This window comes from Streptomyces phaeolivaceus (genome assembly GCF_009184865.1).
Taxonomy (GTDB): domain Bacteria; phylum Actinomycetota; class Actinomycetes; order Streptomycetales; family Streptomycetaceae; genus Streptomyces; species Streptomyces phaeolivaceus.
Genome location: NZ_CP045096.1, coordinates 6,988,127 through 7,007,174 on the forward strand (window position 1 = coordinate 6,988,127; position 19,048 = coordinate 7,007,174).

Genomic DNA, 19,048 nt, shown 5'->3' on the forward strand with positions numbered 1-19,048 from the left:
CTGTGCCACACACGGTACCGGCGGGCTCGTCGAACGACAGTACTGCCCGTCCGTCAGGCCGTCTCCGGCTTGTCCCGGTGTAACCCTCGTACCCCTTGATCACGTCTTGCCGCCCCTCGGTGACGTACGGTCAAGCCCTGCCCGAACTGCGGGAGTTGCCCCTGTGAACTATTGCGGAGGACGATCCTACGGTTGCGGACCGGGGGCGTATCAAGAGTCTCATGAGGACAAGTGCGCGGGCGTACGGTCCCAGTCGTCCGGGAGAGACGGTACTCCCCATGCCGGATTCGGGCGCCAGTGCTGCCAGCCGTCCGCGAACGGCGGGCCCCACGCGCGGATCACCTCCGCCGCGGACCGGCCCGCCTCCCGTACCCGGTCGGCCGCCGACGCGTCCATCAGGCCGTCCTGCTGGGCCTGCGCGAACTCGTCCTCGTCGAGCCAGTTCCAGGACCGGTCCGGGTACACAGAGATGTCCAGGAAGTGGTCCTCGGAGTCCACCCCGCCGTCCCAACGGGCAAGCGGAGTCTCCAGGTTGACGTACCAGTTCTTGAAACGCCAACCCTGCTCCCAGAACAGCCACACCGACCACGGGTCGCCCGGCCGCGCCAGCTTGAGCACCCCGGTGCCGGACCACCGGCCGAGCCGTACGCCGCGCGGCTTCTTGTACCGGGAGTCCAGCGGTTCCGAGTTGAGCGAGCTGCCGTCCGCCAGTACCGGTCGTACGCACTCGGTGCCGGGCGCCAGCCACACGGCGAGCAGGTCCTCGTCGTCGCGTACGACCGTGACGGGGCGCGCGATATGGAAGCGTTCGCCGCCGTTCTCCCGGTAGCGCCACAGGATCTGACTCCCCGGCTCCCAGAACCCCGTCGACCCGCCCGCTTCCGCTCGTCTCACCACTCCGTCGTCTCCCATGCGCAGATATTAGGTGTCATGCGCATATGACGCTGCGGTACCGCTCACGGTTCACGCCTTGGCGGGAATCGGTTACCCGGGTGACACCTGGGACGGCCGGAACTCGCCGTCCGGTCACGGTCGCGTCATCCGCAGGACATCCAGCGCCTCGTCCAGCTGCTCCAGGGTGAGGGCGCCGCGTTCCACGTATCCGCCCGCGAGGACGACCTCCCGGATGGTCCTGCGCTCGGCCAGCGCCTTCTTGGCGACCTTCGCGGCCTCCTCGTACCCGATGTACTTGTTGAGCGGCGTGACCACGGACGGCGAGGACTCGGCGTACTCACGGGCCCGCTCCCGGTGGGCGACGATCCCGTCCACCGTCCGGTCGGCGAGCAGCCGGGAGACGTTGGCGAGCAGCCGGACGGACTCCAGGACGTTCTTGGCGATGACCGGCAGCATGACGTTCAGCTCGAAGTTGCCGGACGCGCCCGCCGTGGTGACCGTCACATCGTTGCCCGTGACCTGCGCGGCGACCATCAGCACGGCCTCCGGGATCACGGGGTTGACCTTGCCGGGCATGATCGAGGAGCCGGGCTGGAGGTCCGGCAGGGAGATCTCCGCGAGACCGGTCCGGGGCCCCGACGCCATCCACCGCAGATCGTTGGCGATCTTGGTCAGCGACACGGCGATCGTGCGCAGCTGCCCGGACGTCTCGACGATCCCGTCCCGCGCGCCCTGCGCCTCGAAGTGGTCCCGCGCCTCGGTCAGCGGCAGCCCGGTGGTCCGCGCGACCTCCTCGATGACGGCGGCGGAGAACCCGGGCGGCGTGTTGATGCCGGTGCCCACCGCCGTGCCGCCCAGGGGGAGTTCGGCGAGCCGGGGCAGGGAGGCCTCCAGCCGCTCGACGCCGTACCGCACCTGGGCCGCGTACCCGCCGAACTCCTGGCCGAGAGTGACCGGTGTGGCGTCCATGAGATGCGTACGACCGGACTTCACGACATCCGCGAACTCCACGGACTTGCGGGTGAGCGCGTCGGCGAGATGCCCCAGGGCGGGGATCAGCTCACGCGTCACGGCGGCGGTGGCGGCGATGTGGATGGAGGACGGGAAGACGTCGTTGGACGACTGGGACGCGTTGACATGATCGTTCGGATGCACGTCGCGTCCGAGCCGTTCGCTCGCCAGGGTGGCGATGACCTCGTTGGTGTTCATGTTCGACGAGGTCCCGGACCCGGTCTGGAACACGTCCACCGGGAAGTGCGCGTCCCAGCGCCCCTGGGCGACCTCCTCGGCCGCGTCCCGGATCGCCTCCGCGATGTCCTTGTCGAGCACGCCCAGTTCGGCGTTCACCTTGGCGGCGGCGCCCTTGATCCGGGCCAGGGCCTCGATATGGGCGCGCTCGATGTGCTGCCCCGAGACGGGGAAGTTCTCGACCGCCCGCTGGGTCTGGGCCCGCCACTTGGCGTCCGCCGGCACGCGGACCTCACCCATGGAGTCGTGTTCGACGCGGTAGTCACTCATACCCCGTACAGCGTCCCGCCCGAGCGCGATGTTCCCGGCCGTCGCCCGTGCGAGTGAGCGCGACGGCCGGGTCGGTCCGCTACGCCAGCCCCGGCCCCCGCACCGGAATCGTCGTGAACGTCGGTGCCGGTGCCGGGTCCTGGAAGAAGTCGTTGCCCTTGTCGTCGACCACGATGAACGCCGGGAAGTCCTCGACCTCGATCTTCCACACCGCCTCCATCCCCAGCTCCTCGTACTCGACGACCTCGACCTTCTTGATGCAGTCCTGCGCGAGTCGCGCCGCCGGGCCGCCGATGGAGCCCAGGTAGAAGCCGCCGTGCGCGCCGCACGCGTCCGTGACCTGCTGCGAGCGGTTGCCCTTCGCCAGCATCACCTTGGACCCGCCGGCCGCCTGGAACTGCTCGACGTAGGAGTCCATCCGCCCGGCCGTGGTCGGGCCGAAGGAGCCGGACGCGTAGCCCTCGGGGGTCTTCGCCGGGCCCGCGTAGTACACCGGGTGGTCCTTCAGGTACTGCGGCATCCCCTCGCCCGCGTCGAGCCGCTCCTTGATCTTGGCGTGCGCGATGTCCCGGGCCACGACCAGCGGCCCGGAGAGGGACAGCCGGGTCTTGACCGGGTACTTCGTCAGCTCCGCGAGGATGTCGTCCATCGGCTGGTTGAGATCGATCCGCACGACGTCCGACGCCTCGTCGAGGTGCTCGTCGGTCGTCTCCGGCAGGAAGCGCGCCGGGTCGGTCTCCAGCTGCTCCAGAAAGACGCCCTCCGCCGTGATCTTCGCGACGGCCTGGCGGTCGGCCGAGCAGGACACGGCGATCGCGACGGGGCACGAGGCGCCGTGCCGCGGCAGCCGCACCACCCGTACGTCGTGGCAGAAGTACTTGCCGCCGAACTGCGCCCCGATCCCGATCTTCTGCGTCAGCTCGAAGACCTTCTCCTCCAGGTCCCTGTCCCGGAACCCGTGCCCGAGCGGCGACCCCTCGGCCGGGATCTCGTCCAGGTAGTGCGCGGAGGCGTACTTCGCGGTCTTCAGCGCGTACTCGGCGCTCGTACCGCCCACCACGATCGCGAGGTGGTACGGCGGACAGGCGGCCGTACCCAGCGAACGGATCTTGGCCTCCAGGAACTTCATCATGGAGGCCTCGTTCAGGACGGCCTTCGTCTCCTGGTACAGGAACGACTTGTTGGCCGAACCGCCGCCCTTGGCCATGAACAGGAACTTGTACGCGCCGCCGTCGGTGGCGTACAGCTCGATCTGCGCCGGCAGGTTCGACCCGGTGTTCTTCTCGTCCCACATGGTGAGCGGAGCCATCTGCGAGTAGCGCAGGTTCAGCTTGGTGTACGCGTCGTAGACGCCCTTCGACAGGGCCTTCTCGTCCCCGCCCTCCGTGAGCACGTTCTGCCCGCGTTTGCCCATGACGATCGCCGTGCCGGTGTCCTGGCACATGGGCAGCACGCCGGCGGCGGCGATGTTCGCGTTCTTCAGCAGGTCGAGCGCGACGAACTTGTCGTTGGACGACGCCTCGGGGTCGTCGATGATCCGGCGGAGCTGCGCGAGGTGCGCCGGGCGCAGATAGTGCTGGATGTCGTGGATCGCCTCGGCGGCCAGCTTGCGCAGCGCCTCCGGCTCCACCTTGAGGAACGTCCGCCCGTCGGCCTCGAAGGTGGAGACACCCTCGGAGGTCACCAGCCGGTACGGGGTGGTGTCCTCTCCCATGGGGAGCAGATCGGTGTACTCGAACTCAGGCATGTCGCCCATTCCTCACTCGACAAGACAGCGCGGCTGGCCTCCATCGGCAGCGTCCACCAGCGTAGGACCTGCCCGAGGGGGCGGGCTTGTGAGGTAAGGCTCAGTTCGATCCGGGAGGGCGCGAGGAGGGGCTATCGCGATCTATCGTGTTTCGGTACGCTGCTGCGGTGGACCTTCAGAAGCAGCCCGAACCGCGTGCCTCCGTCGCCGAGCTGCGCGCCTCGGACGCCGACCGTGACCGCATCGCCGACATCCTGCGCGACGCTCTCGCCGAGGGGCGCCTCACCGCAGACGAGCACGCCGAGCGGGTCGAGGGCGTGCTGGCCGCCAAGACGGTCGGCGAACTGGACGTGTTCATCCAGGACCTGCCCGCCGCCCACGCCTCCCGGGCGCCGTACGCGCCCGTCTCGTCCGCCCCCAGCCGCCCCACCCCCGGCGCCATCCCCATCGACCCCGACGACCGTCTGATGGCCGTCTTCAGCGCCTCCATGCGCAAGGGCCGCTGGCGGCCCGGCCGCCGTATCCACGCGTACGCGATATTCGGCAGCGTCGAGATGGACCTCAGCGAGGCCCTCTTCGAACACCGCCAGGTGATGATCAAGGCGTTCGCGGTCTTCGGTAGTGTCGAGATCCGCGTCCCGGAGAACGTCTCGCTGCGCGGCAGCGGCGCCGGCGTCCTCGGCAACTTCGAGGTGGACGCGCTGGATTCGGGCGAGGCCGACGCCCCCGTGGTCTATGTGGACGGATTCGCCGTCCTCGGGAGCATCGAGGCGAGGCCCAAGCGCGGCAAGGCGATCGCCGACCTCCTCGGCCGGGTCGCCGACCACATGTCCCATGGCGCGTACGGCCATTTGCGCAAACGCCTGGACCGTTGACGCCTGTGAATCCGACCGGGCCCGAACTCCCCCCGCACCCCACCCGAAAGGATCTGATCCGCTTGTGACCAGGCGGTGTTGACGGCGAATTCCAGCGGATCGGGACTCAGTGCATAGGCCCGCGCACAGCGGGTAGGCCTTGCTGCATCGTCTCTCGCTCGCGAAGCCGTCGTCAGGAGTAGACCGTGCTGCATCCGCCGCATTCGTCCCTGCAGGTCGCTGCCGTTCCGCCCCAGCGGGTGCCAGTGCGAGACAGGGATCAGGACGCCCCGTGGCACACGGAGGCCGTGTGCCGGCGTGACGAGGCCGGGCTGTTCTTCGCCCCCTCCAAGGAACCCACCGCGTCCCGCCTCTCCCGCGAGGAAGCCGCCAAGCGCGTCTGCGCCCGCTGTCCCGTCATGGTCGAGTGCCGGGAACACGCACTCCTGCAACCCGAGCCCTACGGAGTCTGGGGCGGCCTGACCGCGGCCGAACGCCGAGTGGTGCTGGCCCGCAGGCGCCGCCGGGACCTCGAACTGAAGAAGACGGCACGGACGAACGGCCCGATAGCGGCGGCAGGCTGACCAAAGGGCGCCCTCTCCGCACAAGAGGGCGCCCCCTGCTCTCTGGTCCTTCCGAGGCGCGGGGAACCGCCCCGGCCCACGGCCTACTTGGGCTTTTCGAAGTCGATCGAGCTGTAGGCCCGCAGCTTGCTCAGCCGGTGTGTCGAATCGATCCGCCGCACCGTCCCCGACTTCGACCGCATCACGATCGAGTCGGTGGTCGCGGTCTCCGACCGGTACCGCACCCCCCGCAGCAACTCGCCGTCGGTGATACCCGTCGCCACGAAGAACACGTTCTCCCCGGACACCAGGTCGTCCGTCGTCAGCACCCGGTCGAGATCGTGCCCCGCGTCGACCGCCCGCTGCCGCTCCGCGTCGTCCTTCGGCCACAACTTGCCCTGGATCGTGCCGCCGAGGCACTTCACCGCACAGGCCGAGATGATGCCCTCGGGCGTACCGCCCACGCCGAGCAGCAGATCGACGCCCGTGCCCTCGCGCAGCGCCAGGATCGAGCCCGCGACATCCCCGTCGGAGATCAGCTTGATCCGCGCGCCGGCCTCCCGGATCTCCTGGATGATCCCCGCGTGCCGGGGCCGGTCCAGGATGACCACGGTCACATCCTCGGTCGCGGTCCGCTTCGCCTTGGCGACCCGGCGGATGTTCACCGACACGGGCGCGTCGATGTCGACGAAGTCGGCCGCCTCGGGCCCGGTGACCAGCTTGTCCATGTAGAAGACGGCCGACGGGTCGAACATCGTGCCCCGGTCGGCCGCCGCGAGCACGGCGATCGCGTTGGTCATGCCCTTGGCGGTGAGCGTCGTCCCGTCGATCGGGTCCACGGCGATGTCGCACTCCGGGCCGGTGCCGTCACCGACGCGCTCGCCGTTGAAGAGCATCGGGGCCTCGTCCTTCTCGCCCTCCCCGATCACGACGACACCGTTCATCGACACGGTGGAGACGAGGGTCCGCATGGCGCGCACGGCCGCTCCGTCCGCCCCGTTCTTGTCCCCGCGGCCGACCCAACGGCCCGCGGCCATCGCCGCCGCCTCGGTCACCCGGACGAGCTCCAGGGCGAGGTTGCGGTCGGGGGCCTCGGAGGGGACTTCGAGCTCGGACGGCAGATGGTGATTCTCGGTCATCGGAGCGCACCTTTCTGATACGGCGACGGCCGGATGAGGGTTCCGCCCGACTCTATCGTCAGTCCGACAAAATGAGCAGGGGACCCCACGGATGAGCGGACCGGTGCACCTGCGACGATGAGGGCGTGGCAGGTATGAAAGGCAAGCAGACCGTCCGGGACATGGTCCTCTCCCTGGGGCTCATCGTGCTGGCGGCATGGGTCATCTATCTCTTCATCCCGCATGACGAGACCGAGCAGGAGCTGAAGCGCGTCGACTACCGGGTCGAGCTGCTGACGGCACGTCGCGCCGCCTCGTACGCGGTGGCCGCGCCCGAGGGCCTGCCCAGCGCCTGGAAGGCGACCTCCGTCCGCTTCCGGGGCGACGAGTCCGACCACTGGCACCTCGGGTTCCACGACCCCGACGGTCAGTACGTGGGCGTCGAGCAGTCCGCCGAGAAGCCGTCCCGGTTCATCGCGGACGCCACCCAGGACGCCAAGAAGACCGGGACCACGCAGGAGATCAACGACGAGACCTGGACCCGGTACGAGGGCGAGCGCTACGACGCCCTGGTCCTGGAGAACCAGGGCTCCACGACCGTGGTCGCCGGTTCCGCGTCCTTCGCCCAGCTGACCAAGATGGCCGAGGCACTCAGGACGGAGTGACGGCACGGGCCCGTGGGCGCGGATCGGCCGACCTAGGCGCCCGCGCCCTTGTCGCCGCCCCCGGTCCCGTCCTCGTCCTCCGCGAGTGCCGCGTCCAGCCGTGCCCGTGCGCCGTCCAGCCAGCGGCGGCAGACCTTGGCCAGCTCCTCGCCGCGCTCCCACAGGGCGAGGGACTCCTCCAGCGTCGTACCCCCCGCCTCCAGCCGCCGGACGACCTCGATCAGCTCGTCCCGCGCCTGCTCGTACCCGAGGGCGCGGTCGGCCTCGGAGGTCCCGGTCGTCCCGTCGGCCTCGCTCACGTTGCTGGTCATGCGGCCCACCTTATGCGTCCCCTCCGACAGTCCCGTTCCCGTCGACCCGGACGACGAACTCGCCCTCGGCCACCCGCGCCCGCAGCGCCTCCTCCGGCCCGACCTCGCCGGGCGCGCGGACCACATGCCCGTCGGCCTTCTGCAGCACCGCGTACCCCCGCTGGAGCGTCGCCGCCGGGGAGAGGGCCACCACGCGCGCGTGCGTGTGCGTCAACTCCGAGACGGCACGGTCCAGATGGTGCCCGAGACAGCGCCTGCCCCGGTCCAGCAGCGAGGCCACATGGTCGGCGCGCTCGTCGATCATGCGGTGCGGATCCTCTATCGAGGGTCGCGCCAGCGCATGCGCGAGCCCCCGCTCCTCCCGCTCCACGAACGCCTCCACACACCGCCGCGCCCGGTCCCGCAGCCACCGCACCCGCTCGTACTCCTCGCCCACGTCCGGCACGACCTTCTTGGCCGCGTCGGTCGGCGTGGACGCGCGCAGGTCCGCCACATAGTCCAGCAGCGGGGTGTCCGGCTCGTGCCCGATCGCCGACACCACCGGCGTACGACAGGCCGCGACGGCCCGTACGAGCTGCTCGTCGGAGAACGGCAGCAGGTCCTCCACGCTGCCGCCGCCGCGTGCCACGACGATGACGTCCACACCCTCCATGGCGTCCAGTTCCTTCACCGCCTGCACGACCTGCGGCACCGCGTGCACTCCCTGCACGGCGACATTGCGCACCTCGAAGCGGACGGCCGGCCAGCGGTGCCGGGCGTTCTCCAGCACGTCCCGCTCGGCGGCCGAGGCCCGGCCGCACACCAGCCCGATGAGCTGCGGCAGAAAGGGCAGCGCCTTCTTCCGCTCCGGCGCGAACAGCCCCTCCGCGGCCAGCGACTTCTTCAACTGCTCCAGCCGGGCCAGCAGTTCACCGACCCCGACCGGCTTTATCTCGGTGGCCCGCAGCGACAGCTGGCCACGCGGCGCGTACCACTCGGGCTTCGCCAGGACGACGACCCGGGCGCCCTCGCTCACCACGTCGGCCACCGAGTCGAACACCTGGCGGTAGCAGGTCACTCCCACGGAGACGTCGTGCGAGGGGTCCCGCAGCGTGAGGAACACGACGCCCGCGCCGGGCCGGCGCGACAGCTGGGTGATCTGCCCCTCGACCCACACCGCGCCGAGCCGGTCGATCCAGCCGCCGATGAGCCGGGAGACCTCGCCGACGGGGAGGGGGGACTCGGCGGACGTGTTGAGTGCCATGCGGCGAGGGTAGCGGGGGCCACGGACAGAGCCGCCGACCAAGCCGCCGACGAGCGCGGGAGGGGGTGGGGGTGTCTGCGCGTCGGCGGGTGCGGGTGGTTGGTGGTCGCTCGCGCGGTTCCCCGCGCCCCTTGAAACCTGGGGGCGCCCCCGATCTTTCAGGGGCGCGGGGAACCGCGCGAGAAGCCCCATCGGACCCGCACCCGAAGACGCACCCCACCGCTGAAGCCGCCGCCCGCGCTCCCCGTCGGCGAAGGCCCCGCAGGGGAACCCCCTACGATGGAAGACATGACCGCTTCGCCTGGCCGCCGCCGTGTCCTCCTCGCCGCCCCGCGCGGCTACTGCGCGGGTGTGGACCGCGCGGTGATCGCCGTCGAGAAGGCCCTGGAGCAGTACGGGGCCCCGATCTACGTCCGTCACGAGATCGTCCACAACAAGTACGTCGTGCAGACCCTGGAGAAGAAGGGCGCCATCTTCGTCGAACAGACGGAGGAGGTCCCCGAGGGCAACATCGTCATGTTCTCGGCGCACGGCGTCGCCCCGACCGTCCACGACGAGGCCGCCCGCGGCAAGCTCGCCACCATCGACGCCACCTGCCCCCTGGTCACCAAGGTCCACAAGGAAGCCATCCGGTACGCCAAGGAGGACTTCGACATCCTCCTGATCGGGCACGAGGGCCACGAAGAGGTCATCGGCACCTCGGGCGAGGCACCGGACCACATCCAGCTGGTCGACGGCCCCGCGGACGTCGCCAAGGTCGAGGTCCGCGACCCCTCGAAGATCGTCTGGCTGTCGCAGACCACGCTCTCCGTCGACGAGACGATGGAGACTGTCGGCGCGCTCAAGGACAAGTTCCCGCTGCTCATCTCGCCGCCCAGCGACGACATCTGCTACGCCACCCAGAACCGCCAGCTCGCCGTGAAGCAGATGGGCGCCGAGGCGGAGCTGGTCATCGTGGTCGGCTCCCGCAACTCCTCCAACTCGGTCCGCCTCGTCGAGGTCGCCAAGCTCGCCGGCTCCCGCGAGGCGTACCTCGTGGACTACGCGAGCGAGATCGACGAGACCTGGCTGGAGGGCGTGGAGACCGTCGGCGTCACCTCCGGCGCCTCCGTGCCGGAGGTCCTCGTCGAAGAGGTCCTGGAGTGGCTCTCCCAGCGCGGCTACGAGGACGTCGAGCTGGTCAAGGCCGCCGAGGAGTCGATCACCTTCTCCCTGCCCAAGGAACTCCGCCGCGACCTGCGCGAGGAGGCCGCGTCGCTCGTCGCCGAGCGCACCGACCGGAGCGCCTGACCGCCCCGGACACCCGACACCCCGTACGGCCCCGGAACGTGAAGGTTCCGGGGCCGTACGCGTGGCGGCGCGTGAGGATCGCGGCGCCCGGCGGCGGTGGGGCACCTCGACAACGTGACTGTCAGTCGTACGACGTAACGTAGGGCCATGCACATCTTCGGCGTGGACATCGGTGGTTCCGGGATCAAGGGCGCTCCCGTGGACCTGGACCTGGGCGACCTGGCGGACGAGCGGTACAAGGTGCTGACCCCGCACCCCGCGACGCCCGACTCGGTCGCCGACGGGGTCAAGGAGGTCGTGGACCACTTCGGCTGGACCGGCCCGGTCGGCATCACCTTCCCCGGCGTGGTCACCGGCGGTGCCACGATCCGTACGGCGGCCAATGTCGACAAGAGCTGGATCGACACCGACGCGCGCGCTCTCCTCGGCGACCGGCTCGGCGGTCTGCCGGTGACCGTGGTGAACGACGCGGACGCGGCGGGTGTCGCCGAGGTCCAGTTCGGCGCCGGGCGCGACCGTCAGGGCACGGTCATCCTGCTCACCTTCGGCACGGGCATCGGCAGCGCCGTCTTCTCCGACGGCGTCCTCGTCCCCAACACGGAGCTGGGCCACCTGGAGCTGCACGGCCACGACGCCGAGACCCGCGCCTCCACCAAGGCCAAGGACGACCACGAGCTGACGTGGGAGCACTGGGCCAAGCGCGTCACCAAGTACCTCGCCCATGTCGAGATGCTCTTCTCGCCCGAGCTGTTCATCATCGGCGGCGGCGTCAGCCGCAAGTCCGCGAAGTTCCTCCACCTCATCGAGGACATCAGAGCGGAGATCGTCCCCGCCCAGCTGCAGAACAACGCGGGCATCGTCGGCGCGGCGATGAGGGCGGCGAAGGCCGGCTAGAAAGCATCGGCCGCGGCCCTGAAGGGGCGCGGGGCACTGCGCGGCCGGCCACGACGACGCCGCAGCTGAACGACGGCCTGTCGCAGCCCTCGGCGCGGAGCGCCGACTACCCCCGGGGCACGGTGCGGCGGGGCTGGGCCGGAGGCCTCGGCGCCCGGGGCCCGGCCGCCCGGCGCTCGGCCGGAGGCCGCGGCCGGCCACCGGCCGCCCCGCCCCGCCCCTGCCCGCCGACCCGCACCCGGCCGACCCGCTCAGCCCTCTCCCGTTCGCATTCCCTCTCCCACTCCCGTTCGGCCGCCCGGCGGGCCATCAGCCGGAGCTTGCGTACGGTCACGATGACGCCGGCGACGAGGGTGCCGCCGTAGAGCCAGCCCGCCTGCATGGCGAGGGCGGTGACCAGGGCCATCAGATGGCCGCCGAGTCCGCCCTCGCCCTCGGCGAGCAGCGGCAGACCGGCGGCGAAGGCGATCGGTACGACCACGGGCGCGCTCGCCAGGTCACCGCGCCGCACCCACACCGCGCTCAACGCGCTGACCAGCAGGAACAGCACCCCGTACAGGGCGGCGGAGGCGCCGAACAGCAGCCGGTCGAGGCCGGCGAGCACAAACATCGACACCCCGCAGAACAACCCGCAGCCCAGCCCGGTCAGACGCGGGTTCGGCATCCGGCGCACGGCCCGCGCGGCGCTCCGCACGGCTCGGACCGGCAGCGGTACGGACCCGCGCGCGACCGGAGCACGACGCGGCCCGCCCGCGCCGGGAACCCGGCTCCCTCTCCCCGCCTGCGGGGGAAGGGGCGGAACGCCACGCTGCGGCCCGGTGCGAGGGAGGTACGCGCTCTGCTGCTGATCCACTCGTCCAACTTAGGTCGGTTAATGTGCCGAATGGGTTCACAGACACGCCGTTGAGCGGACCTTGGCCAAGCGTTCGATACCTCGCCGGGCCGGGTGTCGGCACGCCGTAAACTGAGGGACCGGCCGCCTGGCCCACCTACGCAACGGGAAGTCGCAAACGTGTCGCTCACGATCGGAATCGTCGGTCTGCCCAATGTCGGCAAGTCGACCCTGTTCAACGCCCTGACCAAGAACGACGTGCTGGCGGCCAACTACCCGTTCGCCACGATCGAGCCGAACGTCGGCGTCGTGGGCGTCCCGGACGAGCGCCTGACGAAGCTGGCCGAGATCTTCAGCTCGCAGAAGATCCTCCCGGCGACCGTCGACTTCGTCGACATCGCGGGCATCGTGCGCGGCGCCAGCGAGGGCGAGGGCCTCGGCAACAAGTTCCTCGCGAACATCCGCGAGTCGGACGCGATCTGCCAGGTCATCCGCGCCTTCCAGGACGAGAACGTCGTCCACGTCGACGGCAAGGTCTCGCCCAAGGACGACATCGAGACGATCAACACCGAGCTGATCCTCGCCGATCTGCAGACCATCGAGAAGGTCCTGCCGCGCCTGGCGAAGGAGTCGCGCATCAAGAAGGACATCGCCCCGAAGGTCGCCGCGGTCGAGGCCGCCAAGGAGATCCTGGAGAAGGGCGACACCCTCTTCTCCCAGGGCATCGTGCAGGGCTCGGGCAACGAGGAACTCCTCCACGACCTGCACCTGCTCACCACCAAGCCGTTCCTGTACGTCTTCAACGTCGACGAGGACGAGCTGACGGACGAGGACTTCAAGAACGAGCAGCGCGCCCTCGTCGCCCCCGCCGAGGCGATCTTCCTCAACGCCAAGCTGGAGCAGGACCTCGCCGAGCTGGACGAGGCCGACGCGATGGAGCTGCTGGAGTCGGTCGGTGCCGAGGAGCCGGGCCTCGCCACCCTCGCCCGCGTCGGCTTCGACACCCTGGGCCTGCAGACCTACCTCACGGCCGGCCCCAAGGAATCCCGCGCCTGGACCATCAAGAAGGGCGCCACGGCCCCCGAGGCGGCCGGTGTCATCCACACCGACTTCCAGAAGGGCTTCATCAAGGCCGAGGTCATCTCCTTCGCCGACCTCGTCGAAACCGGCTCCGTCGCCGAGGCCCGCGCCAAGGGCAAGGCCCGCATGGAGGGCAAGGACTACGTCATGCAGGACGGGGACGTCGTCGAGTTCCGCTTCAACGTGTGAGCGGATGAAATAACACCACGTCGCTGACCTGGCAGGCATGCAGCTCAGAAGGGGTCGGCTCCTGCGGGAGCCGACCCCTTCGTCATGCCCGTGCTGGATGAGTGCTGGATATTCTGACGTGGGGTCAGCAGGGTCAGGTGTCGTAAACCGTGGAGCGATGCCCGACGTGCACGACCCACACCACCAGTTCTCCGTTGTCGATGGTGTAGACGACCCGGTAGTCCCCGACTCGCAGGCGGCGACGCTCGGGCTGGGACACGAGTGCGGTGGTGTTGAAGCCGAGAGGGTCGCTTTCCAGTTCCGTCAGTTTGGCGAGAACGCGGAGGGCCATGTCCCGGGGGATCTTCCGGAGCTCGGACTGGGCCTCCGGCCGGAAGACGGTGCGGTACTCACTCACTGCGCGCCAGCGTCTCCCTCATGATGTCCTCGATCGGGATGCCGGGCGCCTGGCTGGCCATGCGCTCGTCGATGATCCGGTTGATCTCGCGCTCTTCCCATTCCTGGTACTTCCGCAGCACCTCGATGGACACCACGGCGGCGACCTCCTTACCTCGGCGAGTGATAACCGTGGGCACGTCGTCGCGGTCGGCCCGCTCCACGACTTCAGCCAGGTGCGCGCGGACATCGCGGATGGACTCTACGGGCAGCGGCTGTGTCATGCGCTCAAGGGTACCGAGTGTCCCATGTGTACACAACGTTTCGTTAGTCTTACCGCGCCGGATGCTTTTCCACGGTGCTGGATGCGTGCTGGATTCGATCGCCAAAGTCGGCGTTTTCGCAGGTGGGAGCCCTGGCGTGAACGTTCCGTTTCACCGTGTGAACTCCAACCCGTAGCTGATCTGGCGGCATGAGGGGTCCCCCGGTGTCCCTCGGCGCGCCCTGCGGCCACCGGTGTCCCCCTGCCCACCGGCAGCGTGCCCGCCCGGATCAGTCGTCGGTTCTTCCCGTGCCCCGCGAGCGGGACCGTGGTAGGGCATCCGGGGTCGTCATCTGGCGAAGTCCCGGACGGATCGAGCGATTTCCTCCTCGGTCAGGTCCTCCGCGCCGCTCGGCGTCAGCAGTCGGTGCCGTACGTGCAGGAGGGTCCGGGCGATGTGTGACGCCGATGACGCCCGGGCGGAGGGCTCGACCAGGACGCCGTCGGCGTGGCCGGCGGCGAGGACAGCTGTGCGCAGCCCGACATCGCCGAAAGGGCGGATGGTCGCCGCGTGGAGGACGGCGGGGTTCGTGTCGGTTCCGCGGCCCACCAGGACGGAGCCGGAGGGGTTTTCTGGAAGGGCCGCGGCAAGGGCTGTGGGCGTGGCGGGTGATCTGTCGTGCGGTCAGATCCAGCCGCGTTGTGCCGCGCGCCAGCCCAGTTGGATGCGGTTGTCGGCGCCGGCGATATCCATCATGTGCCGGATACGGCGGGTGACGGTGCGCAGGGACACCCCGACCTTGTTGGCCACGGCACGGTCGGTGAGCCCGGCCAGCAGGAGGTCCAGGATCGCGGCGTCGAGGGGGGAGAGCCGGGCCGTGCCGGGGCCGCCCTCCGCGTAGTGCGCGGCGTCGGCGTTCTCGGCCCGGGGGCGCAGCGGATATGCCTCGCCCCAGGTCTTCTCGAAGAGCGTGACCAGGGGGCTGAGCAGGCCGCTGGAGCTGATCAGGACGGCCCGGGGGGTCTCCTGCGGGCCGGCGAGGAGTGGCACCAGCGCGATGGCCGAGTCCGCGATGATCATGGATACGGGCAGTTGCGCGGCGATCGCGATCTCCTGGCCGCGGCCGAGGGCCTGGTCGATGTCGGCCGTGGAGTCGGGGTCGGCCAGATACGACTGCTCGATGACCGTGCGCATCCTCAGCCCCCGTCCCGCGACGACGGATTCGGCGGGGTTGTCCCTCGGACCGACCGCGACGGGTGGGGACTTGGTGAAGCCGCATATCTCGTGGTCGGCCGACTCCAGGACCTGGAACAGCCGTCGGCTGATCGGCTGGACACCGGTCACGATCTCGATGAGTCCGCCCATGTCGCGGTTGGCGGCGGCACGGTGACGCTCCGCCAGCTCGGTGATGGCCAGTTCCACCTGGTGCAACTCGTCGCGCCGGGCGGCGAGCAGCGAGCCCAGGGTGACGATGGGCGGGCCCGCCACGAAGCGGTCGGGTTCGTCGGGTGTGGTGGTCAACAGCCCCCGGCCGGCGAGGCCGACGAGTGCTTCGGCGATGGCGTCCGCCGGGTGATCGAGGGCCGCGCCCAGCGCCGCCGTGGTGGATTCGCCGCGGTCCACGAGGTGCTGGTAGACGTCCTCCTCGACGGGGCCCAGGCCGAGACCAGCCAGCATCGGGACCGTGCTCCTTCCGCCCAGCATCGGATCGATCAGCACAGCATAGGTCTCCGGCGGCCGGGGCGAGGCGGCGCTCGGCCCGGCCCCACCACTCCGGGGAGGGGAGGAGCCGGGCCGGGCCGGGTGCGGGTGCGGGGATGATCAGTCGTCGTTCGGGGTGATCCCGAAGGCGCGGATGATCGTCTGCTCGGCCGTGTTCCCCTTGCGGTCCACCGCCTTGGCGCGCAGGGACACGGACTCGGCGTCGGCGGGGGGCCGCAGCAGGAGGGCCCGGTCCTTGCGGACGTGCGCCCGCTGCCAGGTCTTGCCCATGTCGTACGAGACGTCGACGGTCAGGGACCGTACGCCCCCACGGGCCCCCTCGACGGCGACCGGTACCCGGACCGGCCGGCCCGCCGTCGTGCTGGAGTCCGCCGCGAGGCGCGGCCGGTAACGGACGTTCAGCAGCTGAATGCGCCGGGTGTCGTCCGCGACCGTGGCGGAGCGGAAGGTCCAGGTGGAGGCGATCCGGGTGGAGACGTCGTGGATGCCGGTCTGCCGCAGTTCGGTGGACAGGGTGTAGCCGACGTCACCGGCAGGGACGCCGACGCGGAAGGACGGGACATAGGGGGCGTCGACCAGGGTGGTGCCGTCGGCCACGAGCGTGGTGCGGGCGGTGCCGATGGTGACGCCCGGGTGGTCGAAGCCGTCGTTGAAGGCGGGCAGGCTCATCCGGAGTGTGTCCCCGGTGCGGAAGAGCCCCCAGCCCCCGGTGACGAAGCTGCCGCGGCCGTCGGACGAGCCGAGTCCGGGGCCGAAGACGCCCACTCCGTAGCTGGTCCGGTACGTCCGGCCGGGCCGGTACCGCTGCTCCGGGCTGTAGTACATGGCCTCGATCTGCCCGAACGTGCTGGTGTGCGTCACGCTGAAGCCCCAGGAGACCGCGTCGTCCGTGTTGACGTAGTCGACCTGTACGCGAGGCAGGGCGGCGGTGTTGAGGATGGCGACCCCCGCGGAGGTCATGCCGTCGGGCGCGTACGGAACCGAGTTGATGTACGCCGCCTTGCTGCCGATGCTGGCGCCGAGGGTGCTGTCGACGCGCGCCAGGTCGTCGCTGTCGAGGTCGCGGCTGAGGCCGGCGTACGGCTTGGTCGGCAGCGAGTACGCCAGGTGGTACTGCGGAGGGGTGCCGCCGGTGTCCGCCTCCGGGCTGGCCCAGACGCCGCCGATCATCGCCTGGAGCGTTCCGACGCTGGGGCCGTCGCCGATCTGGGCGAACGAGATCCGGTCGAACGCGCCCGGCCAGTACGTCGTCCAGCTACGCTGCCCGTCGGCGATGACCCTCCGGACGGCCAGGCTGCCGTACGCCGTCGTGGCCTCCGGATCGGGCAGGGTGACCTTGAGCGGTTCGGCGACGCGGGCGTCCAGCGTCAGGGTCGTCTCCTTGTCGATGACCAACTCGGGCCGGTAGAGGACCGCGCGTTGGTACGAACCGTCCGGCCGGCGGGTGCTGATGCTGCTCTTGAGGTAGTAGGTGCCGAGGGGGGCGTGCACCACCGAGGTGCCGTCCGCCTTCGGGAAGACGGTGTACTGCCTGCCGGTGTTGACGTCGAGCAGGGTGTCGCTCGTGTTCGCGGTCACCGGGAGGTTTCCGTCCGCCCCGATGTGGCGCAGCGTCAGATCGTAGGCCTCGTCCTCGCGGACGACACCGAGCGGGGTACGGGCGACCACCGTGGATCCCGTCGACGCGGTGACCGTGCCGGACAGCTGGCCGTTGACCGAGCCCACCCGGGTGTCGGAGACGACCTTGACGGCCGCGGTGCCGCCGGCCGGGACCGTGACCTGCTCCGGGGAGACGGTGAAGGTGCCCTCGTTGACGGGCCGGCCGGAGCGGTCGGTCGTCGACGCGTTCAGGTCGAGGACGACGTCCTCGTCACCGCCGTTGTGATACGTCAGGGTCTTGCCGACCGGTGCGTCGTCGGTGTGCGGGTAGACGGCGAGGCCGAACGACACGGAGGCCGGCTCGGTGGTCACCCGCTCGTCCAGCGCGGCGGCGACGTCGACACGGCCCGCGCCCTGCTGGAACGCGCCCTGACCGGCACCGGGCCGGGCGGAGGCCATCAGCGCGCGCTTGAGCCGCTGTCCGGACCAGTCGGGGTGCGCGCTCGCCAGGAGCGCCGCCGCCCCGGCGACATGCGGCGTGGCCATGGAGGTGCCCGACGCCGCGGTGTGGTGGTCGTCGACCGGACCGTCGCCGGGCTGCACACAGGCGTTCTCGCACAGCGCGGTGCCGTCCGCGCGGGCCGCCGCGATGTGCACACCGGGGGCGGTGATGTCGGGCTTGACGGCGTTGTCGCCGGTGCGGGGGCCCGTGCTGGAGAAGGTGGCCAGGGTGTCGGAGTCGTCGACGGCGCCCACCGTCAGCGCGGTGTCCGCGCTGCCCGGGCTGCCGACCAGACCGTCACCCTTGGCGCCGTCGTTGCCCGCGGCGATGACGAACAGGGTGCCGTGCTGGGAGGACAGCCGGTTGACCGCGGCTTCCAAGGGGTCGGTGCCAGGGCTGTCCGCGCCGCCCAGGCTCATGTTGACGACCTTCGCGCCCTGGTCGACCGCCCACTGCATCCCCGCCAGGATGCCCGAGGAGGTGCCCTCGCCCTGGTCGCTGAGCACCTTGCCGATCAGCAGGCCGACGTCGGGGGCGACTCCCTTGTACTTGCCGTCGGACGCGGCGCCGCTGCCCGTGATGGTCGACGCCACGTGGGTTCCGTGGCCGTGGTGGTCGACCGCGTCGGCGTTGGCGGTGAAGTTCCTCGCTTCGACGATCTTGCCTGCCAGGTCCGGGTGGGTGCTGTCCACGCCGGTGTCCAGGACGGCCACCTCGACACCCTTGCCGGTGTGACCGGCCGCCCACGCGCTCGGCGCCCCTATCTGCGGAACGCTGCGGTCCAGTGTCGCCTTCACCTTGGCGTCGAGCCAGATCCCCTGGATACCGGACGCCGCCGATCGCTGCTCGCCCGCCGCGGCGGAGCCGCTCGGGCGGGTGAGGGTCTCCCACAGCTCGTTCGCCGACTTCTTGCTGACCTCGACGGCGGCACCCTGGACGGCCGGAAGCCTCTTCTTGACGACCGTCCCCTCGGGAACGGGCTGTGCGCCCAGCCGGGACGCCGAGAAGGACGTGGAGGTGTTCCCGCCGAGGATCAGCGGGAGGCCGGCGCGCCGTGTGTCGTCGTACCCGGCGTCCAGCAGTGCCCTGAGGTCGAACAGACGAAGATCCAGCTTGTCCTGTGCGATCAACCGCTCCGCGTCCGCGGGGATCGCGTACAGGTGCTCGCCGGACTCCTCGACCCGGAAGCCGATGTCCGCACGGCCCTCGGCAGGCACGACCGAGGCGAGGCCGCCGTCGCCGTCCACGAGAATCCGGTCCCCGGTGATCAGCGTCACCGCCCTCGGCAGGAGGGTGCCGCGCGGCGTCTGGGCGGCGTCACCGGCCCGTGCGGCCGTCGTGGGGGACGCGGTTGTCGAGGGTGAGGCGGGCGGGGAGGCCGCCACGACG

18 protein-coding genes are annotated in these 19,048 nt (G+C 70.5%); 6 read left to right on the forward strand and 12 right to left on the reverse strand.

The genetic code is table 11. The features are described from left to right. Positions 1 to 219: 219 nt before the first annotated feature. From fomD to F9278_RS32440, 3 genes are all read right to left on the reverse strand, one after another. The gene (fomD, locus tag F9278_RS32430) at positions 220 to 912 is read right to left on the reverse strand and encodes a cytidylyl-2-hydroxypropylphosphonate hydrolase (protein WP_152171465.1); all 693 of its coding nucleotides are present in this window, start codon (positions 910 to 912) and stop codon (positions 220 to 222) included. 114 nt (positions 913 to 1,026) lie between these two features. After that, complete coding sequence (locus tag F9278_RS32435) at positions 1,027 to 2,412, reverse strand: class II fumarate hydratase (RefSeq protein WP_152171466.1); 1,386 nt, start codon at positions 2,410 to 2,412, stop codon at positions 1,027 to 1,029. A gap of 79 nt (positions 2,413 to 2,491) precedes the next feature. Continuing rightward, the gene (locus tag F9278_RS32440; protein ID WP_193241728.1) at positions 2,492 to 4,159 is read right to left on the reverse strand and encodes a fumarate hydratase; all 1,668 of its coding nucleotides are present in this window, start codon (positions 4,157 to 4,159) and stop codon (positions 2,492 to 2,494) included. 167 nt (positions 4,160 to 4,326) lie between these two features. Here F9278_RS32440 and F9278_RS32445 point away from each other — a divergent pair, with 167 nt between their 5' ends. Beyond that, entirely contained in the window at positions 4,327 to 5,034 is a 708-nt protein-coding gene (locus tag F9278_RS32445) for a DUF1707 SHOCT-like domain-containing protein (protein WP_152171468.1), read from the forward strand. 185 nt (positions 5,035 to 5,219) lie between these two features. Further along, positions 5,220 to 5,597 (forward strand): WhiB family transcriptional regulator, encoded by a 378-nt coding sequence (locus F9278_RS32450; protein ID WP_152171469.1) that lies wholly within the window; start codon positions 5,220 to 5,222, stop codon positions 5,595 to 5,597. Positions 5,598 to 5,680: 83 nt separating this feature from the next. Here the strand turns inward: F9278_RS32450 and glpX are convergent, their stop codons facing one another. Then, entirely contained in the window at positions 5,681 to 6,715 is a 1,035-nt protein-coding gene (gene glpX / locus F9278_RS32455; protein WP_152171470.1) for a class II fructose-bisphosphatase, read from the reverse strand. Between the two features lie 134 nt (positions 6,716 to 6,849). On the opposite strand from glpX, the gene F9278_RS32460 reads away from it, so the two are divergent. Beyond that, on the forward strand, positions 6,850 to 7,359 hold the full coding sequence (locus F9278_RS32460; RefSeq protein WP_152174268.1) for a DUF4245 domain-containing protein: 510 nt from the start codon (positions 6,850 to 6,852) through the stop codon (positions 7,357 to 7,359). Between the two features lie 32 nt (positions 7,360 to 7,391). On the opposite strand, the gene F9278_RS32465 is transcribed toward F9278_RS32460, so the two are convergent. Continuing rightward, on the reverse strand, positions 7,392 to 7,670 hold the full coding sequence (locus F9278_RS32465; protein WP_152171471.1) for an exodeoxyribonuclease VII small subunit: 279 nt from the start codon (positions 7,668 to 7,670) through the stop codon (positions 7,392 to 7,394). Positions 7,671 to 7,680: 10 nt separating this feature from the next. Beyond that, entirely contained in the window at positions 7,681 to 8,913 is a 1,233-nt protein-coding gene (xseA, locus tag F9278_RS32470; protein ID WP_152171472.1) for an exodeoxyribonuclease VII large subunit, read from the reverse strand. Positions 8,914 to 9,192: 279 nt separating this feature from the next. On the opposite strand from xseA, the gene F9278_RS32475 reads away from it, so the two are divergent. Further along, complete coding sequence (locus F9278_RS32475) at positions 9,193 to 10,203, forward strand: 4-hydroxy-3-methylbut-2-enyl diphosphate reductase (protein ID WP_152171473.1); 1,011 nt, start codon at positions 9,193 to 9,195, stop codon at positions 10,201 to 10,203. 147 nt (positions 10,204 to 10,350) lie between these two features. Next, positions 10,351 to 11,097, forward strand: coding sequence for a polyphosphate--glucose phosphotransferase (ppgK, locus tag F9278_RS32480; protein WP_152171474.1), 747 nt, complete (start codon positions 10,351 to 10,353; stop codon positions 11,095 to 11,097). A gap of 106 nt (positions 11,098 to 11,203) precedes the next feature. Here the strand turns inward: ppgK and F9278_RS32485 are convergent, their stop codons facing one another. Next, positions 11,204 to 11,761: a DUF6542 domain-containing protein gene (locus F9278_RS32485; protein ID WP_152171475.1), complete on the reverse strand. Its 558-nt coding sequence runs from the start codon at positions 11,759 to 11,761 to the stop codon at positions 11,204 to 11,206. Between the two features lie 348 nt (positions 11,762 to 12,109). On the opposite strand from F9278_RS32485, the gene ychF reads away from it, so the two are divergent. Then, positions 12,110 to 13,198, forward strand: coding sequence for a redox-regulated ATPase YchF (gene ychF / locus F9278_RS32490; protein WP_152171476.1), 1,089 nt, complete (start codon positions 12,110 to 12,112; stop codon positions 13,196 to 13,198). Between the two features lie 133 nt (positions 13,199 to 13,331). Here ychF and F9278_RS32495 read toward each other — a convergent pair whose 3' ends face one another. From F9278_RS32495 to F9278_RS32515, 5 genes are all read right to left on the reverse strand, one after another. Then, on the reverse strand, positions 13,332 to 13,595 hold the full coding sequence (locus tag F9278_RS32495; protein WP_152171477.1) for a type II toxin-antitoxin system RelE family toxin: 264 nt from the start codon (positions 13,593 to 13,595) through the stop codon (positions 13,332 to 13,334). Continuing rightward, entirely contained in the window at positions 13,588 to 13,857 is a 270-nt protein-coding gene (locus F9278_RS32500) for a type II toxin-antitoxin system Phd/YefM family antitoxin (RefSeq protein ID WP_152171478.1), read from the reverse strand. Before F9278_RS32500 ends, F9278_RS32495 begins: the two co-directional genes overlap by 8 nt. Positions 13,858 to 14,184: 327 nt before the next feature. Further along, complete coding sequence (locus F9278_RS32505; RefSeq protein ID WP_152171479.1) at positions 14,185 to 14,445, reverse strand: hypothetical protein; 261 nt, start codon at positions 14,443 to 14,445, stop codon at positions 14,185 to 14,187. A 75-nt stretch (positions 14,446 to 14,520) separates the two neighbouring features. Continuing rightward, entirely contained in the window at positions 14,521 to 15,513 is a 993-nt protein-coding gene (locus F9278_RS32510; protein ID WP_193241729.1) for a helix-turn-helix domain-containing protein, read from the reverse strand. 144 nt (positions 15,514 to 15,657) lie between these two features. Further along, on the reverse strand, positions 15,658 to 19,044 hold the full coding sequence (locus F9278_RS32515) for a S8 family serine peptidase (RefSeq protein WP_193241730.1): 3,387 nt from the start codon (positions 19,042 to 19,044) through the stop codon (positions 15,658 to 15,660). Positions 19,045 to 19,048 lie beyond the last annotated feature (4 nt).